The sequence below is a fragment of the Cupriavidus sp. GW822-FHT03E04 genome (genome assembly GCF_058801495.1).
Window position 1 is genome coordinate 171,741 of the sequence record NZ_JBXANI010000017.1, and the last position, 18,215, is coordinate 189,955.

The 18,215-nt window shown below is 66.1% G+C and carries 15 protein-coding genes; 1 reads left to right on the top strand and 14 read right to left on the bottom strand.

The genetic code is table 11. The features are described 5' to 3' along the window. Positions 1–53 precede the first annotated feature (53 nt). The 11 genes from AC1RQC_RS24850 to AC1RQC_RS24900 form a co-directional block, all read right to left on the bottom strand. Positions 54–854, bottom strand: a complete 801-nt coding sequence (locus AC1RQC_RS24850; protein ID WP_492375584.1) for an IclR family transcriptional regulator — start codon at positions 852–854, stop codon at positions 54–56. Between the two features lie 112 nt (positions 855–966). Beyond that, positions 967–3,081, bottom strand: a complete 2,115-nt coding sequence (locus AC1RQC_RS24855) for an acetate--CoA ligase family protein (protein ID WP_492826631.1) — start codon at positions 3,079–3,081, stop codon at positions 967–969. Between the two features lie 4 nt (positions 3,082–3,085). Beyond that, positions 3,086–3,886 (bottom strand): enoyl-CoA hydratase/isomerase family protein, encoded by an 801-nt coding sequence (locus AC1RQC_RS24860; RefSeq protein ID WP_492884936.1) that lies wholly within the window; start codon positions 3,884–3,886, stop codon positions 3,086–3,088. Between the two features lie 91 nt (positions 3,887–3,977). Further along, a complete protein-coding gene (locus AC1RQC_RS24865; RefSeq protein WP_492807457.1) occupies positions 3,978–4,976 on the bottom strand; it encodes a tripartite tricarboxylate transporter substrate binding protein in 999 nt (332 codons plus the stop codon). 181 nt (positions 4,977–5,157) lie between these two features. Further along, a complete protein-coding gene (locus tag AC1RQC_RS24870; RefSeq protein ID WP_492375581.1) occupies positions 5,158–5,886 on the bottom strand; it encodes a class I SAM-dependent methyltransferase in 729 nt (242 codons plus the stop codon). Between the two features lie 52 nt (positions 5,887–5,938). Further along, positions 5,939–7,564, bottom strand: coding sequence for a histidine kinase N-terminal 7TM domain-containing protein (locus AC1RQC_RS24875; RefSeq protein WP_492884938.1), 1,626 nt, complete (start codon positions 7,562–7,564; stop codon positions 5,939–5,941). A 140-nt stretch (positions 7,565–7,704) separates the two neighbouring features. Then, positions 7,705–9,021 (bottom strand): HipA domain-containing protein, encoded by a 1,317-nt coding sequence (locus tag AC1RQC_RS24880; protein WP_492884940.1) that lies wholly within the window; start codon positions 9,019–9,021, stop codon positions 7,705–7,707. Beyond that, positions 9,018–9,290, bottom strand: a complete 273-nt coding sequence (locus tag AC1RQC_RS24885) for a helix-turn-helix domain-containing protein (RefSeq protein ID WP_183033991.1) — start codon at positions 9,288–9,290, stop codon at positions 9,018–9,020. The genes AC1RQC_RS24880 and AC1RQC_RS24885 overlap by 4 nt, the downstream gene beginning before the upstream one ends. A 176-nt stretch (positions 9,291–9,466) precedes the next feature. Then, positions 9,467–10,642, bottom strand: a complete 1,176-nt coding sequence (locus AC1RQC_RS24890; RefSeq protein ID WP_492375578.1) for an acyl-CoA dehydrogenase family protein — start codon at positions 10,640–10,642, stop codon at positions 9,467–9,469. Positions 10,643–10,791: 149 nt separating this feature from the next. Beyond that, entirely contained in the window at positions 10,792–12,132 is a 1,341-nt protein-coding gene (locus tag AC1RQC_RS24895) for a type II toxin-antitoxin system HipA family toxin (RefSeq protein WP_492884942.1), read from the bottom strand. Positions 12,133–12,134: 2 nt separating this feature from the next. Next, positions 12,135–12,386, bottom strand: coding sequence for a helix-turn-helix domain-containing protein (locus AC1RQC_RS24900; RefSeq protein ID WP_492375576.1), 252 nt, complete (start codon positions 12,384–12,386; stop codon positions 12,135–12,137). Between the two features lie 266 nt (positions 12,387–12,652). Between AC1RQC_RS24900 and AC1RQC_RS24905 the strand changes: the two genes are divergently transcribed. Continuing rightward, positions 12,653–14,269 carry a class I adenylate-forming enzyme family protein gene (locus AC1RQC_RS24905; RefSeq protein ID WP_492884944.1) on the top strand — a complete coding sequence of 539 codons (1,617 nt, stop codon included), beginning with the start codon at positions 12,653–12,655 and terminating at the stop codon, positions 14,267–14,269. Here the strand turns inward: AC1RQC_RS24905 and AC1RQC_RS24910 are convergent. The 3 genes from AC1RQC_RS24910 to AC1RQC_RS24920 all read right to left on the bottom strand — a co-directional run bounded on the left by AC1RQC_RS24910 (position 14,266) and on the right by AC1RQC_RS24920 (position 18,167). After that, positions 14,266–15,123 (bottom strand): AraC family transcriptional regulator, encoded by an 858-nt coding sequence (locus AC1RQC_RS24910; RefSeq protein ID WP_492375574.1) that lies wholly within the window; start codon positions 15,121–15,123, stop codon positions 14,266–14,268. The genes AC1RQC_RS24905 and AC1RQC_RS24910 overlap by 4 nt on opposite strands. A 195-nt stretch (positions 15,124–15,318) precedes the next feature. Then, positions 15,319–16,959: a class I adenylate-forming enzyme family protein gene (locus AC1RQC_RS24915; RefSeq protein WP_492375573.1), complete on the bottom strand. Its 1,641-nt coding sequence runs from the start codon at positions 16,957–16,959 to the stop codon at positions 15,319–15,321. Between the two features lie 35 nt (positions 16,960–16,994). Beyond that, positions 16,995–18,167, bottom strand: a complete 1,173-nt coding sequence (locus AC1RQC_RS24920) for an ABC transporter substrate-binding protein (RefSeq protein WP_150984552.1) — start codon at positions 18,165–18,167, stop codon at positions 16,995–16,997. Positions 18,168–18,215: the final 48 nt, after the last annotated feature.

Sequence of the window (18,215 nt, forward strand, 5' to 3'; positions counted from 1 at the left end):
CTGCGCTTGAGCTTGGACGAACACTTGCTCAAGCCGAAGGCGTGAGCCGCCTGTTACACGGCCTCGTCGCCCATCGCGCTGCGGATCTGCGCGGCAAGTTTCATCAGGTGTGGCTTGAGAATGCGTGCGGCGCTGGCCGGCGTTGCCTGCGTGGTGGTGCTGACGTTCAGCACGTGGATGGCGTAGCGCTTGAACACCAGTGGCGTGGAGAGCGCGACCACTTCCGGCTGCCAGCTCGCCATGCACCAGCCTTGCTTGCGCACCTGCCCGATGGCTTGCTCGATGTCTTGTGCAAGTGCAGGCCAGTTAGCGCGCAGGCGCCTGCCGAAGCCTTCCAGCAAGGCCTTGGTTTCCTGCTCGGGGGCCGCGGCCAGGTAGGCGCGTCCCAGGGAGGTCAGCTCCATGGGCACACGCTGCCCGGTCACCACGCTGCGCAGCGAAACCTTGCGGCTATAGCGGACGGATTCCAGGTAGACCATCTCGTCGCGGTCGGCCATGGCCAGCCCAACGTTGATGTGCTGGCTTTGCGCGAGCTCGCGCATCAACGGGGCTGCTGCCTGCAGCACGGCAGAGCCGGTGCGCATGGCGTGCGCCAGGCTCAGGACCGGCGGGCCGAGCCGGTAAGCGCGCAGCGTGGCGTCGTACAGGAGGAAGCCGGCCTCGACCAGGCTTTGCGTGAGCCGGCTGACGGTCGAGCGCGGCAGGCCGGTGCGTTCGGCCAGGTCGCCGTTGCCCAGCACTTCCGAGCCCGCGCGAAACGCCCGGAGTATCTCCATGCCGCGCTCGAGCGAGCGATTGGCCGACGTGCTGCTCGCCCTGCCACGCGCCCGCGATAACGCTAGTTCGGGATCCAAGGTCATGCTCCTGGGGAGGACTGATTTCCGGCAGCCGGAATTAAAGCATCGGAGAGGAGTCTGGCATCATTTGGCATGACTATGCCAGACTCCCCTGCCCGGCTCCCTGCCATCAGCCCGCCAGCACAACCACGCCATCTGCCGCCCGCACGCCTTGCGATGCCGGCAGCACGAAGACCGGGTTGATCTCTGCCTCCACCAACTGCTCGCCCAGCGCTGCCGCCATGCCGGAAAACGCCACAATGGCATCGGCCAGCGCCGCAACGTCGGCCTTGGGCCGCCCGCGGAAGCCGTCCAGCAGCGGCCAGGTTTTCAGTTCCTGGATCATGCCAAGTGCTTCGGTGTGCGACAGCCCGCCGGCCGGCGGCAGCATGCGCATGGTGGTGTCCTTGAACAGCTCCGCGGTCACGCCGCCCATGCCAAGCAGGATCGCGGTGCCGAGCGCGTCGCGGTGCATGCCAAGGATCATCTCCACGCCGCCGGTGACCATCTCCTGGACGAGGAAGCGCTGGGGCACCACGCCGGTATGCGTGCGCACGTCGTCGGCCATCGCCGACAACCGCGCCGCTATGTCTTGCGGCGTCAGGTTGACGGCGACGCCGCCCACATCGCTCTTGTGCGTGATCTCGGCGCTGAGGATCTTAAGGACCACGCGGGCACCGAGGGCCTTGGCGGCGTCGCTGGCTTCTTGCCCATTGCGTACGATGCGCTCGCGCACCGACGGGATGCCAAAGCGCGCGAAGAGCTGCTTTGCCGCTGCCTCATCCAGCGCGCCGCGCGGCAGCTCCCCGGCGACGCGGGCTGCCGCCGGGGCCGGGACGTCAGGCGTCTCGCGCCATTGCCCTGCACGCAGCATGGCGCTTAGCGCGGCCGTACAGCTCTCGGGCGCGCTGAATGCTGGCACGCCGCGCGCGGTCAGCAGGCTGGCCACCTGCGGCGCATGCGGGCTGACGAAGGCCACCACCGGCTTGTCGCTGGTGGGCAGGCAATCCTGGATCGCGCCTGCCATCAGGTCTGGCATGGCCAGGCCGGACGACCCGACGATGATGGCAACGGCGTCATAGCTCGGGCTATCCAGCAGCGCCCGGATTGCGCCGCGCAGCAGGTCCGGCTGCAGGCCTGCCAGGGTGACATCGATGGGGTTGCGATCCAGTGCCGCGTGATCGCCCTGCTGCAGCGAGCGCAGCCGTTGCGCGGTGGCTTCATCCGGCGCGGGCGTCTCGAAGCCGGACAACCCGAGGCTGTCCGAAACCAGCGTGCCGGCGCCGCCAGTCGAGGTCAGGATGGCAACCCGGTTGCCGCGCAGCGCCCTGCCGGTGGCGAGCGCGGCGGGCATGTCGAGCAGGTCCGCGAAAGTTTGCGCGCGGATCACGCCGGCTTGCCGGAACAGCGCGTCGTACATCCGGTCCGCGCCGGCCAGCGCGCCCGTGTGCGACACCGCGGCGCGTGCCCCCGCCTCGGAGCGGCCGATCTTGAACGCGACCACCGGCTTGCCTGCCCTGGCCGCTTTCAGCGCGGCGGCACGGAATCGGTCGGGATGGCGCACGCTTTCCACATACAGCGCAATCACGCGGGTGGCCTCATCATCCGCCAGGTAGTCGACGAAATCCGCCAGGTCGAGGTCCACTTCATTGCTGGTGGAAACCAGCTTGGAAAGCCCGATGCCGCGCGCGGCGGCGCGCGAGAGCAAAGCGCCAAGAATGCCGCCGCTCTGCGAGACCACGCCGATGTTGCCGACGGGGAAATGATCCATCTCCAGCGCCCCGCTGGCGGAGAGCGGGATATTGTCGGTGAGGTTGACCAGGCCGATGGTGTTGGGGCCGAGCAGGCGCATGGCGCCGGCTGCCTCGATCAGCTCCGCCTGGCGGCGCGCGCCTTCGGCGCCCGTCTCCGAGTAGCCGCTGGCCAGCACGATGGCGGCGCCGGTGCCGAGCGCGGCCAGCTCGCGCACGGCCAGGTGGGCGCGCTGCGCGCCTAGCAGGACGATGCCCACATCCGGCACTTCCGGCAACGTGTCGATATCCGCATAGCAGCGGATGCCGTCAATCTCGCCCACCTTCGGGTTGACCGGGTAGATGGCGCCGGCGAAGCCGTGTTTTTTCAGGTAGGCGACCGGGCGCCCGGCGGTCTTGGCCGCATCGGCGGAAGCGCCGATGATGGCGACGCTGCGCGGCTTGACCAGGCGGGCGATGGCGGAGAGTGCGTTTTCTGCGTTATCTGCGTCCATGGTGTCAGGCCTGTTCCTTTCCAGCCATCTTGGCCAGGAATGCCAGCACGGATTCCCGATGCTCGGCGCTGGTGTAGCAGATGCCCTGTGCCTGGCTGCCTTGTGCGAATACCTGCTCGGCCGGCAACTCGAAGGCCTGGTTCAGGATGGACTTGCCCAGCGCCAGGGCAGTCGCGGAGCCCTGGCTCAGCTCCGCCGCCCAGGCCCTGGCACTGGGCAACAGCGCTTCCGGCTCGCTCACGCGATCCGCGATGCCCAGCTGGAGGGCCTCTGCGGCATCGACCTTGCGCCCGCTGAAGATCAGTTCCTTGGCCTTGGACAGCCCGGCGCGGCGCGGCAGGAAGTACATGCCGCCGCCGTCCGGGATCAGGCCACGATGGATGTACGACCAGGCGAAACTGGCGCTTTCCGAGGCCACCACAAAATCGCAGCTCATGGCCATATCGGCACCCAGCCCGGCGGCGGCGCCATTGACCGCGGCAATGGTGGGCTTGGGCATGTTGTGCAGCAGCGCCACGGTATGGTGCACCCGTTGCTGGCGCGACCAGCCGTTGAACGCAACCTCGCCCGCCGGCGCATCCATGCGCCGCTGCATGCCGGCCACATCGCCACCTGCGCAGAAGCCTTTACCGTTGCCGGTGAGCACCAGCGCCCGAATGGTCTTGTCCTGCGTGACATGCTCTAGGGCGGCGATCAGCTCGGTGCGCATATCGTCGGTCATGGCGTTGCGCTTTTCAGGGCGGTTCAGCGTCAGGGTGGCGATCCCGGCGTCGATGTCGAGCGTGATCAGTGAAGTGGTGTTCATGGTGGGTCTCTCTACCTTGTGTTTTGTGCTTCGCGCTTGGTGCTTGGTGTTCTGTGTATTGCGCGCCGATGCGCAATCGAGGGCTGCCGGATTACTCTGCGGTGATGTTGGCTTGCTTGACCACCCGGCTCCAGCGAACCTCCTCGGCGCGCACATAGCGGCCAAATTCCTCGGGCGTTCCCGCGCTGACTTCCAGGCCCTCGGTTTCGGCACGCTTGCGGAACGCCTCGGTCTGCACCGCCTTCCTGGCGGCGGCGTTCAGGCGGGCAATCACCGCGGCGGGCGTGCCTGCCGGGACGAAGAGCCCGTACCAGCTTTCGGCCACGTAGCCGGGCACGCCGCTTTCCGCGATGGTGGGCACCTTCGCCAGGACAGGGCTTGTCGAGCGCTTGGCCGTGGTCACCGCGATCGCGCGCAGCTTGCCGTTCTCAAGCAACGACCCGACTGCGGAGGCCGTGGCGAACATCACATCCACCTGGCCGCCCAGCAAGTCTGTAATGGCTGGGCCGGCGCCTCGGTAGGGAATGTGATTGAGGTCGACTTTGGCCAGTGACTTGAATAGTTCACCCGCGAGGTGCGCGGAGGTGCCAGGGCCCTGCGATGCAAACGAGATTTTCCCTGGCTTGGCCTTGGCGGCAGCGATCAGGTCCTGCACCGTCTTGTAGGGGCTGTCCGGGCGAACCACCAGCACGTTGGGTGACTGGCCCACCAGCATCACCGGCGCAAATGCCTTGTCGGTGGCATAGGGCAGCTTGGCGTGGATGCTCGGGTTGACTGCGTGCGCAAACGTGGCCATTACCATGGTGTAGCCATCCGGCGCGCTCTTGGCCACCGTGTCGGAGCCGATGATGGTACCGCCACCCGGCTTGTTGTCGATGATCACCGGCTGGCCGAGATCCTGCGACATCGTCACGCCCATGGTCCTGGCGATCAGGTCGGTGCCACCGCCCGGGGCGAAGGGTACGACGAGGCGAATGGGCTTTTCCGGGAAGGCTGCGGCGTTGGCGGCTGGCGCCAGCGCGCCCGTGGCGGCAAGCGCAATGGCCAACGCGGCCAGCGCCCTGTTGAAAAGGGGGAATGAATCAGGCACTTGCGTCTCCGTCTGGGTTTCTTGACGGGACAGGCGCCATGCTTTGCCCTGCCCGTCGTTTATCGATGAACCCAGATTAAGCGCAAATACGGTCGAATACAGCCCTGCATTTCCACGCAGTGGAATTGAGATCCGGCCTCGGCGGGCCTGCTTGGGGCCAGTATGGTCGCCCGCCCGGCCGCTACCGGCATCCCGAAACTACCGTCACGACAAGCGGCCGAGGCAACATGCCGGATGCGTCAAGATGACGTCCCACGTAGTCACGCAGCTCAGCCTCAATGGCTGCGTGGAGCGATGTCGGCACCTCTTCCCACAAGCGCATCGACCGCGCGTGCGCAACCGCATGCTCGATGGAAAGCGACTCCATCGTTTGGATCCGGTCTTCGCGGACCGCGTGAAAGCCGCCGGCGGCTAGCGTCCCGGCAGGCTGGTATTCGGCTTTGGGCCGCGCCTGGCTCAGGGCCACGTGGCGGCCGACGATGTCAACGATGGCCTCGCGGAAATCGCCCGCATCGTTCTTGTTGACGACGACGAAGGCCGCGCCTGGCATCAATACGCGGCGGATGTTGCGCACTGATGCATCGTCCGAGAACCAGTGGAACGCGCCGAAGGCGGTAGCCCCGCTGAATGCCGCGTCGGCAAAATCCAGGCGATCGGCGCCCATTACGTGGTACGCGCCCGCCTGCCCCAGCCGGCGCGCCTCGTCGATCATGTCGGGGTCAACGTCGATCCCGACCGGGCGAAAACCGCACGCGGTCAGTTGCCGGGTGGCGATGCCCGTGCCGCATCCGATGTCGAGGATGGCTTGCGTCTGTGCCGCCGCCAGAATATCTGCGACCTTGTCCATCACAGCCGTGCTGTAGGACTGGCGTGCCTGGCTGTAGATGGCTGCGGATTCGCCGAATGACATGAGTGGGGTACTCCTGAGAGGATGGCCGGTCAGGCCAATCCATGAAAGACGTTCAGCCCGGGTACACAGGCGACGCCACCGGGTCGTGCATCATGAAGCGGTCACGGCCGTTGCGCTTGGCCTCGTACATGGCAGCGTCGGCCTTTTCGAGCAGGAATTCCAGCGATGGCGACGCCGGGATTTCGCAAACCGCGCCAACGCTGATGGTGACGCAAGGGTGCTCTGGCCAGCCGCCATGCGGCAGCGCCAGCGAGCGCACGGCATTAGGCAGGCGCAGGCCAACTTCCCGTGTATTGGCTGGCGTGATCGCTGGCAGCACGATGGCGAACTCTTCGCCGCCAACGCGGGCGCAGAAGTCGCCGGGGCCGTTGCGCATGGCTTCGCCGATGGCGGCGGCAACGCGGCGCAGGCATTCGTCGCCATGCACATGGCCGTGGAGATCGTTGTACTGCTTGAAGTAATCGACGTCGATGATCAGCAGGCCGACGGGAATGCCGCGCTCAAACGCGTCGGCTATCGCGGCGGCGGCCTCGCGCTGGAAGTAGCGCCGGTTGCGCGCGCCGGTGAGCGCATCGCGATACAGGTCCGCCTCGATGCGTGAGAGCTTTTCCTCGGTCTCGCCGAGCCGCACCGCCAGGCTGGAGTTTTCCACCGTCAACGCGTGCTCACGCGAGCGAAAGCGCGTGACATCGCGCAGGAACACAATGATTCCGACCGGCTGCCGGTTCAGGTTGCGCACCGAATCCACGGTGAGCTCGTAGTCGACACGCTCCTCCGAAATCAGGTGCGAGCCGCCGCTGCCAGGCGCGCCGCTGCGGCTGGCAGCGATCGCGTCCCGCCAGGCCGGCGGAAACGCGCTGCCCCGCTCCACCTCCACCAGCAGGCGCCGCGCGGCAGGGTTGAAGTCGACGATGATGTCGTTGGCATTCACGATCACGCAGCCTTCTTGCAAGGCATCGAAGACCCTGAGCCTGGCGTAGTGGCCAACGTCATCCAGGTGCCTGCGCAGCGCGCATACCCACACCAGCACCGCAGTCACCGCGAAGGTGGCGGGGGTCAGGTCGCCGCCCAGCGGCCCCGTCCATCCGCGCAAGTACGCGATATTGGCCACCAGCGGCAACGCCAGGCCGCCCGCAAGCACCGCCCTTCCCCCGCGGGTCAGGCTGCTGCTTGGCACCCGGGCCGTCAGCAGGAAGTAAACGCTGATCAGCAACAGCAGGTAGGTGTAGGCAGCCGCCGCGGCGTATCCCGGGCCATGGCCGAAGACGGCGCCCGGTGGCGCGCCCCCCGGCACCAGCTGGATCGACGTCCAGATCAGGTGATGCCGTTCGTTGGTAAAGACCAGGGCCAGCGTCACGATATTGATGACGATGGGCAGCGAGAGCAGCGACCAAGGGATGACGAATCTTGGCCGGCTGAGCTGGACGATGGCGCAGAGCCAGCCGATGGGCACGGCGACAATGCCGACATATTGCACCTTGGCCCACAGGATGCGGGTTTCCAGGTCGACGGAGTTCAACTCGAGCAGGCGGCCACCGCTCCATAGCGCGCTCCCCAGGGCCAGCGCCAGGAAGGCCTTGACGATGGGATCGTCCCGCCGCGTCCAGGTTGCGACGGCAACCGTCAGACTTCCGACGACCGCAAAGGTGAGGCAGAGGACAAGGGGGTACGAAGGCATTCGGCCGGTTCCAGGACACGCCCGCCGGCAGCGCCAGCGGTGGATTCTCCGGTCGGATTATAAGGCGGCGCGGCGGGGCCGATCCGCGTCGCAGGAAGGCTGAGGCGCTTCCCTGGACGAATGCCCTCTTGTGCAGGCAGCTATGCTGCCGGACTTCGAACTGGCCGTCTGAGCCGATCGGACATCTCCTTGAGTGGCATGGCCAGGATGGCATTGAGCAGCCGGGCCTCGCCACCATCCGGCGTGGCCTCAGCTTCGACTTGCGCTCGGACCTCATTCGTGGCCTGCGCTACGGCAGCCATCATTGCATCGAGCTCATAGGCCGCCGCCGTTGGACTCAAGCCAAGTTCCTGCCCCGCTTGAATCAGGTCGGTGCGCTGGAGGTCGCCGAAATGCCTGGCGGCCCCGATCGGCATGGACAATTCGGAGTCCGGCCAGTACGGCGCGGTGTCGCGAAAGTTCTTGGTGTCGTACACCACGGTGCTGACGATATCGTAGAACGGGGCAAGGCTGTAGCCGTCGGGATCCGCGAAGAACGACAGGTTTTTCATATGCGCGTCGCCGTTGCCAACCAGCACGTTGAACACAATCCAGCGGTAAATCGCCAGGCGCGAGGCGGCGCGGGTGCGTGTCAGCTCGATCAGCGCTCTCAGGGTCTGCGTCGAGGCTTGCGTGTATTTTAGTGTCCGGCTCTTGCCGCGCAGCTGCATGCCGTCAATGACATGCCGGCGCCGCACCTGGCCTTGCAGCGATTCACGATCGAAACGGGAAATAGCGAAGACCGGCGCAGGCACGCGCAGGAACGCCGTGGCTGGCACCGGCAGACCCACGCGCGCAGCCAGCCGCATGCAGAAGAACTCATTGATGGCAGTATGTGGCCATGCGGTAGAGCGTGCTTCCGGCTTCAGGATATGGGTGGAAGGCTCTGCGCCGATTGGTTCCAGCAATCGCTGCTCTCCTTGCCTGCCCTCCAGGATTGCCGCCAGCTTGTGCTGCGCGCCACCCACCGACATGTGCTTGGGCGCCTTCGCGTCAAGCGGGCGCCCCGGCAGGTCCGCGATACGGCGGTGCAGTTCTTCGAACGATAGCGGCACCCGGCCTGCGCCGGGTTCCTGCTGGCCCGGCGCCAGAAGCGTGATGGCCCCGGCCGATTCCGCGCCGTAGTACGCCAGCATGCCCCATGCGTCTTCGATATCGAGCCTTGCCGTGCTGGCCAGCACGGCGCGTTGGCCCTCTTCCGGCAAGAGGTTGTCGAAGAAGTACTGCACGGGACGGTCGGAACTGGTATCGACCTGAAGTGCCGGCCCTAGCGGAAGACTAGGGCTCAGGGCGAAGCGCCCGGGGTGATTCAGCCAGCCCGCGTCATAGGCAAACGTCCAAACCCCGTTGTTGTCCGCCACTTCACCGATTTTTACGCCGTTGGCAAAGGCGATGAGCGTGCGCTCTTCTTCGCTCATTTACGCACTCGCCGGTTGGCGAGCCCGTCTTTGTCCGCCATCAGTTGCTGGACGCCGGAAGCCTCGCCGAACAGCGTCACGCCGAGCTCCTGTAGCAGGAGCAGCACCTTGCCGATTTGCGCGGTCTCCTTGCCACGTTCAACCGCTGAGATAAAGGCTGGCGAGAGTCCCGTGGCGCGGGCCAGTTCGTCGCGTGTGAGCTTCTGGGTCATGCGCGCAGCGCGGGCGAGCTGGCCAAGGCTTGCGGTTGCGGTAATAAGGTGCTGCATTGCGCCTTTCGTCGTGTTGATAACGTATCAGTACAAAGACAGTATAGAGTGCTATCTAGCAAAATTCCAGATATGAGACTCGATCTAATACGTTAGCTTGGTGACGGTTGGTTTTGCTTCTTAAAAAGCATGATCGAATACGTTAACTGCTATTCCAGCCACCTCTCCGCCTCCCTTCAAAACCCCAACTGCCGCGCGGCCAGGTCTTTCATGATTTCCTCCGACCCGCCGCCGATCATCATGACCTTGACCTCGCGGTACACCCGCTCGCTCAGGGTGCCGCGCATGAAACCCATGCCGCCCAGGATCTGCACGGCCTGGTCGGCGCAGAACTGCATGGCCTGGGTGGCCTGGATCTTGGCCATGCAGGTGCGCGCCACCAACTGCGCCGGGTCGCCGGCCTGGTGCTGCACGCGGTAAGCCAGGTCGTAGACGAGGTTGCGGGCGGCTTCGATGCGCAGGGCCATGTCGACCAGCTTGTGGCGGATCACCTGGCGCTCCACCAGCGGGTGGCCGAAGGTGCTGCGCTGGCGCGCCCAGTCGAGTGCTTCCTGCAGGCAGGCTTCGGCGTAGCCATAGGCGCTGGCGCTCATCCCCAGCCGCTCGGCGTTGAAGTTGCGCATGATGATCTGGAAGCCGCGGTTCTCCTCGCCGATCAGGTTGGCGGCCGGGATCCGGCAGTTGTCGAAGTGCAGGTGAGCAGTGTCGGAGGCGAGCCAGCCCATTTTCTTGAGTTCAGTGCGGGTCAGGCCGGGCGTGTTGCCTTCGATCAGGAGCAGGGAGATGCCGCCCGCGCCCTTGTTGGCGGGATCGGTGCGCACCGCGGTGGTGATGAAGTCGGCGCGCATGCCGGAGGTGATGAAGGTCTTCTCGCCGTTGACGATGTAGTGGTCGCCGTCGCGCACGGCGGTGGTTTTCAGGCTGGCCACGTCGGAGCCGCCGCCGGGCTCGGTAATGGCCAGGGCGGCGATCTTGTCGCCAGCAATGACCGCGGGCAGCACGCGTTCCTGCAGCGCCTGGCTGCCGGCCGCGACGATGGGCGGCACGCCGATGGAATGGGAGTGCAGCGACGCGTTGACGCCGCCGGAGCCGCAGCGGGCAAACTCTTCGGCCTGGATCAGGTGATAGAAGATGTCGCCGGGCGTGCCGCCGAAGTGTTCCGGGTAACCCAGCCCGAGCAGGCCGACTTCCGCGGCGCGGCGGTACAGCGAGCGGGGAAAGGTCCCGGCTTCGTCCCAGTCGTTCACGTAGGGCGTGATCTCGCGGGCGACGAAGTCGCGCAGCGTGCTGCGGAACTGCTCGTGCTCGGCGGTGAAATAGTGCGCAAGGGGCGGCAGGGTCAGGAGGCTCATCGTGGGTCCTGTCAGGGGGGGCTGTCAGTGGGCTTTCGGGTCGGGGGTGGCGTGCGGCATGCAAGCTGGCATCCCTCGACCATAGGCTGCGCCGTGCGCTTCGTCTTGCGCAAAGTGGTTGGCCCCGCCAAACCCCAACCAACTACCACTTAGCCAGGCGGCATGCGATCGAGCTGCCGGGCGGATGCCTCCAGCCCTTGCAGGATGCTGTGCGCCACCTTTTGCGGGAAGCCCCCCGGCAAGGCGGCGCTGACCGTGGCAACGACAGCCGGCGTCTGCGCAATGAGCCGCTGAACGATGCCTTCGGCATCCGGGCCGTGGAAGCACTTGGGCGCCATGGCGTTGAAATGCCGGCGCTGCACGTCCTTGAACAGGTAGTGCCGGTTCTTGCCGGCCACCGCCATGGCCAGCTTGGCCTTGTGCCATGACCACTGGTTTGCCCCAAAGCCAACCACCGGCCAGATCGACATCACGTCATAGAGCGGCGTCATCCGGTAGCGCCCGCCAGGCAGCAGGCGGATGCTGAAATTCTTGGCATGCCCGTCAGGCGCCGCCAGCATCCAGAACAGGATCTGCGTGGTGAGGAAGATCTCCAGGTCTTCGTCGGCATGGGTCGATTGCCGCAGGATCTGGGCGATGTCGCGCATGCCAGGGCCGCCATCCGCCTCGTACTTCAGGTGCGGGGCGACGCCAAGCGCCTGGCAGAAATCCTCCTGCGGCAGGCGCAGGATCCAGCCTCCCGAGGAATGCATCTGCCGGTCGAAGCGCTGCACGCTCAGGACCTTCTGGCTGGCGAAGGTCTTGATTTCGCTATGCGCCACCGGCAGGCCATAAGCGGCGAGGATGGTCAGGCAGAGCCACTCGTTCTCGACCGAGGTACTGAGGTCGGCCCGCTTGTTGCCCACCAGTCCAAGCGGCAGCTTGAGGATGTGCGTGGTGGGCGTGGCGCCGTGGGGCTTCATCCACTGGTTGCCATGCCACAGCAGCGCGGTCTTTTCCTGCGCGCCGGCCAGGGAGATGCGGAAATCATCGTCATTGTCCTGCGCGCCCATGCTGGTGGGGCTGACCGTCTGCCGCAGCAGCTTTTCAATATCGGAGTCGGACTGCGGCGTACCGTCGATGCGGTCATGGCCCACCGGCTGTTCGTTCTCACCGAGCAATTGCACGGCGCCGACGCAATCGCGGCCGATGGCTTCCAGCAGGTCGAAGGCTTCCGTGGTTGCCGCCTTGAAACGCGTGGCCAGGCGCTTGCGGATGGCGTCGCTGTCGGGCAGCAGGTTGTCGAAGTAGTTGCGCACCCGGTCGCCCTTGAGCGGGGAGGTATCGACGCCGAAGGGGAGCGACAGGGAAAGTGGGCGTCCGGCGGGCGAGGCCAGCCAGCCTGGGTCGTACTGCAATTCCATGTCGCCCCGCGTGGGGATGCGCCACGTCCCTACCCGCTCGCCATTGGCCCATACCGACAACGCCCGCGCATGCGATCTGCGACCCATGGCTACCACTCCACCGGCGAGGCTTCGGCGCCCGCCGCGTGCCGATCCTGCACGACGAGTTCCAGGCCGAGGACGCTGATCAGCGCCAGCAACTGGTCGGCGCTGATGCTGCCCGGGTTGAGCTCCATATGGGAGATGCGGCTCTGGCTGACATCCAGCCGCGCGGCCAGGTCCGTCTGCGACAGTCTGGCGGCACGCCGTGCGGATTGCAGCACTTGTCCGAGCTGGCTGGGGGTGGTGAGCAGCTGTTTCATCGTGGTCATCCGGAGTTACCCATCAAATGCGTAATCTCACTTTACAAATAATATGGGTAAATTGCAAATACCAATTTCGTGGGTATTTTTCAATTACCCATGTCATGCGTAATCTACGTCCACCGAGACGACGCTGCCGCCGCCATACGCAGCGACCCAGCCACTTTCCGCAAGCCTTGCCCCGCGCTACTTGGCTACGCTTGCCGCTCTGACCTGCCCCGGTCTTTGCCGCATCCAACTTGACATCCAACGCCAGGAGAGCCCGCATGATTGCCAACCCGCCGCCCGCCACCATTGGTGCCGCCCTTCGCCAGGCCAGCCAGCGGTGGGGCCAGCGCACTGCCTACCGCTGCGGGCCGCAGGCCCACACCTTTGCCGGGATGCAGGCCAGCTCCGCGCGGCTTGCCTGTGGGCTGCTTGGCCTGGGCATCGCCCGTGGCGAGCGCATCGGCGTGATCGGCCTGAACCAGATCGAGTGGCTGCAGCTGTTCTATGCCGCAAGCCGCATCGGCGTGGCGGTGGTGGGCCTGAGCGTGCGCTACCGCGACAACGAGATCGAGCATATGGTCAACGACAGCGCGGTCAAGGCGGTCTTCACGGTGCCGGAGTGCGAGGGCTTTGATTTTCCAGGCATGCTGGCACGGCTGGCTCCGCGCATGCCGGGCTTGTCGCATGTGGTGCTGATCGACCCAATCGACACAATCGACACAGCGCCATCGGCCGACACCAGCTCGCTGCGGCTTTCCACGCTGCTGGCCACCGCGCCGGACCCGGCCGTACTGGAGGCCGCCGAGGCGCAGGTCGTGCCGCAGGACCTGGCCATGGTGATCTACACCTCGGGCACCACCGGGCGGCCTAAGGGCGCGGGACTGTCCCATCGCAGCATGCTGGCGGCGGCCCTGGCCCAAGCGCGCCATGTGCGCACGAGCGAGGCCGACCAGCTCCAGCTGGCCCTGCCCTTGAACCATGTGGGCGGCATCACCTGCGGGGTGCTGAACTTCCTGCTGGGCGGCGGCACTTGCGACCTCGTGCCAGCCTTCAAGGCGGACCTGGTGCTCGCCAGGATGCGCCAGCACCCGCCCACCATCTTCTCGGGCGTGCCGACCATGGCCACGCTGCTGCTGATGCATCCCGACTCGGCCAAGGTGGACTTCTCCTCCGTGCGGCTCGTGATCGTGGGCGGCGCCACCGTGGACGCGGCCCTGCTGGAGCAGTTGCAGGCCCGCATGCCGCAGGCGACGGTGATGAACCTGTACGGCCTCTCGGAATCCTCTGGCGCGATCGTCATGACGCCCTGGGACGCGCAGCGGCAGGACCTGATGCAATCGATCGGCCGTGTGTTCGACGCCGCCGAGGTGCGGGTGGTCTCGTTTGCCGGCGAAAGCCTGGCCACGGGCGAAATCGGCGAGCTCTGTTACCGTGGCGCGGGCGTTTGCCCGGGCTACGTGGGCGGCGCGGCCGGGGAGGATGGATTCGATGCCCAGGGCTGGCTGCACTCGGGCGACCTGGGCTATGTGGACGAACGCGGCTATATCCACCTGAAGGGGCGCAAGAAGGATATGTATATCCAGGGCGGCTTCAACGTCTATCCGGCCGAGATCGAAGGCGTGATCGCGCGGCACCCGGCGGTGATGATGGTCGCCGGCATTGGCGTGCCCGACCCCGTGCTGGGCGAGATCGGCCGCTATTACATCGTGCCCAAGCCTGGCTGCCAGGTCTCCGAGCAGGAAATCCGCGCGTACTGCGGGACCCGCCTGGCCGACTACAAGGTGCCGCGCCAGGTGGTGCTGCGCGAAGCGCTGCCGCTCACGCCGGCCGGCAAGATCCACAAGGCGGCCTTGCGCACTGAGGACGCGCCGGATACCCCTGCGCGGCCCGCCTAGCCGGGCATGCCGCTGCCCACCTCCGCAAGCTCGCCAATCAGGGCGAGCTTGCGCGAGCCGGCAAAGATATCGCTGGGTTTGAGTCCGTAAACCTGGCGGATGGAATGGCTGAAGTGGGTGGAGTCCGGATAGCCGGCATCCAGCGCCACATGGGCCAGGTTGGAGTCCTGGGTGACATAGTGCAGCAGGCTGCGGGCGCGTTTCCAGGTCCGGAAGCTGCGGAACGGCGTGCCGACATCCTCCTTGAACAGATGCAGGAAGCGCGAGAAGGACAGATGGGCCGATGCGGCGCATGACTCGGCAGTGGCCGTGGCCGACGGCGCATTGCGGATGCGCTGTACCGCGGCCTCGATACGCGGGTCCAGCTTGCGCGGCGCCAGCGCGTGCCCGAAGAAGATCTGGTCGAAGCTGTCCGCCTGCAGTTCCAGCTCCCGGCCGCGCTCGCTCAGGTAGGCATGCGCTTGGCGCACATGGCGCACAAAGGCCGGATCGTCCACCGGCCCTGCCCGCTCGCGTATCACCGGCGGCAGGCGCGCCAGGTCGATGCTCTCCGCTTCCAGTGCGAGGTCGCAGATCATGCGGTCGTCGCAAGCAACCGAGTGCGGCATGTACGCCGGCACCACCGCCAGTTCCGCGGATGCCCAGGGTCCGTCGTCAAAGCGGATGCGGATGGGTGCACGCAAAGCCACATAGATCAATAGCCCACCCATGGTGCGGACCGAAGGCGAGCCAAGCAGGCCGGCGTAGAACAGCCTGTCGGGGGTGAGCCACATCACCCGGCCGGCTCCGTCCCGGGCGCCAGGCGCCACGGTCGTCGCTGGCGGGCACGCAATGCCTGGTGCTTGCATCTGCATGTCCTCGTCTCCTGCTGGCACCGTCCGCGCCCCGATGGGGGCGTCGTCAGGCCTGCTAGTTATTTGCTCTCGCTGCGCCGCCATGATGCGATGCAAAAATGCGACGCAAAAAGCAGCGTAGCCGGGGCTACCGGCTACGTCTTGCGTCAGGTGGCTATGTCAGGTGGCTATGTCAGCCACAGGCGGGCCCGGTGCTCAGCCCTCGCCAGGGTGCGCGTGGTGCGCTTCGTGGTGCTCATCGTAATGCTCGTGATAGCGCTGGCGCAACGCGAACTTCTGGATCTTCCCGGTGGAGGTGGCCGGCAATGCCGCCAGCAGCAGCACCGCCTTGGGCACCTCGAAGCCGCCCAGGTGGGCCCTGCAGTGCGCGCCCAGCTCGTCGTCCTCCACCCGCGCGCCGGGCTTCAGGGTCACGAAGGCCGTCACCGCTTCGCCCCAGCGCGCATGCGGCAGCCCGACCACTGCCGCATTGGCCACGGCGGCATGGCGCAGCAACACTTCCTCGACCTTGATCGAGGGCACGTTTTCGCCGCCGCTCTTGATCATGTCCTTGATACGATCGAGGAACAGCAACTGGCCATCCTCGTCCAGCACGCCAAGATCGCCGGAGTGATGCCAGCCAAAGCGCTGCACGCGGGCGGTAGCCTCGGGGTCCTTGTAATAGCCCAGCATCACGTTCGGCCCGCGAAACACGATCTCGCCGGCCTCGCCCGGGCCGAGCAGCCGGCCGTCGTCGCTCATCACCGCCACCTCGTTGACCACCGTGCCCACGCCCCAGAAGGCGCCAAAGCGCTTGCGCTGCTCCTGCGCCTCGAAGATGGTGGCCGCCGGGTACATCTCGGTCTGGCCCGAGCACAGGACGAAGTTGGGGCAGAACGCATCCAGCAGGCGCAGCAGCAGGTTCTTGGGCAATGGCGCCATGCCGTAGATGCACAGCCGCACGCTGGAGAGGTCGGTCGCGGCGAACTGCGGGTGCTCCAGCATGGCCCGGTACATCATCGGCAGCGCCACCACCACGGTGACGCGGTGCCGGGCCAGGTCCGCCAGCACCCGGGCCGGATCGAAGCCGCGCCCGATCACCACGGCATGGCCGCCCAGCAGCGCGCTCATGGTATTGCCGTGCTGCGCGCAGTGGAACATCGGCAGCAGGCAGGTAAAGACTTCACTCGCCGTCCCGCAGCCGGTATCGACCAGGTTGGCCGCCAGCACCGAATGCACCGAGGCGTGGGAATGCATGACACCCTTCTGCGGGCCGGTGGTGCCGCTGGTGTACATGATCTGTGCCAGTTGGCCGCTGGCGATGTCCACATCTGGCAGCGTGGCCGGCTGGCCAGCCAGCGCGTCGGCATGCCGGGTAACAGCTAATCCGGCTAATCCCGCCATCTCGCCTGCCACCTCGCCCGCCGGCTCCAGCAACACGACGGGAATGCGCAACGCCGCGACCAGCTCGCCGATGCCGGGCCGCGCCAGCACGGACGCGTCCGCCACCAGGCGCGTTACCTCCGCGTGTTCCAGGATGTACTGGATCGCATCCGGCGCCAGCGCCGTGTTGATCGGCACCCACACCATGCCCGCTTTCTGGATACCTAGCAGCGCCACGATCATGTCGATCGAGTTGTTGCACAGCATGCCGACACGCTCTGCACTGCGCATGCCCTGGGCCAGCAGGTAGTGGGCAAACTGGTTGGTGGCGGCGTTCAGCGCCGTATAGCTGAGGCTGTGGTCGCCCTCGATCAATGCCGTGCGGGCGCCGAAGCGCCGGGCGCTGCGGTGGATCACATCGCCCAGGGCGATGCGCCCGATGCGCTCGCGCGCCTGTTCCGTTGCCGTGCTCATGGTTGTCTCCGGTTGTTCATGAATGCCGCGCCCGCTCAGTTCATCTTGGGCGGCGGCAGCAGGTCGCTGGCCGGGATCCACTTGTCGCCAGCCACCTTCATGATGCGGATGCGGTCGTTGCTCAGGCGGTTGCTGGCGGAGACATTGAAGCCCGGGTTGCCCAGCGCGTCCTGCGGTAGCTTGGTCGACTCCATGGCGGCGTTGAAGGACTCCGCGCTCAGGTTGCGCCCGGCCTTGTCGGCGATGGTGGCGAAGGTGGTGTAGGCGTAGTAGCTGAACATCGAGTACACGCCCGGGTCTTCATTGAAGCGTTTCTTGTAGGCGGCCGCCCATTGCCGTACCGCCGGGTTTGCATCGTCCGCATAGGGCAGCATGATGAAGGCTGCCGCATGCAGGCCTTCCATGGCCTTGCCGCCGAGCAGCGGCACCTGGTGCGCGTAGTTGGCCGAGGTGCCGGCGAAGACCGGGTTGAAGCCGATCTTGCGCGCTTCCTGGACGGAGGCGATGTACTCGCGCATCGTGGAGGCGTTGAATACCAGGTCGCAGTTGGCCGCCTTGAGCCGCGCCATCTGCGAGGAAAAGTCGGTGGCGCCGCGCTTGTACGACACCTTCTCCACCAGGGTCATGTTCCTGGTCTTGAGGTAGGCCTGCACGCCCTCCACGGACTCCCGCCCGTAGTCGTCGTCCTGGTACAGCGCGCCCACCCGCTGGTAGGGCTTCTGCTTGAAGAAGTAATCCATGATGGTGGTGGACATCAGGAAGTTGGACGGTCCCAGCGCGATCTTGTATGGGCTGGCCGGCTCATACATGTCGCGCGCGGCGCTCTGCGGCATGAAGTTGAAGACCTTGCTTTGCACCAGGAACGGCAGCGTGGCCATATTGGGCGCGGTGCCCAGGTGGCCGATGATGGCGAACACGCCATCCTGCGTGACCAGCTTCTGCGCGGCCAGCACGGCTCGCTTGGGCTCGTAGCCATTGTCTTCCACCACCACCCGCAGCTTGCGGCCCTGCACGCCGCCACGGGCGTTGATCTCTTCCACGGCCATGGTCATGCCGTTGCGCGACTCCTTGCCGTAGTTGACGATCGGCCCGGACATATCGGTGATCAGGCCGAGCACGATTTCCTTGTCGGTGACGCCGCGCGTCTGCGCGCTTGCGCCGGCGCTGAGCGCGAGCGCAATGGCGGCGATAGTGGTCTTCAAGATCATGGTTGTCTCCTTGTCTTATCGGTTCGTTGCTTGTTCGTTGCCTTCTTG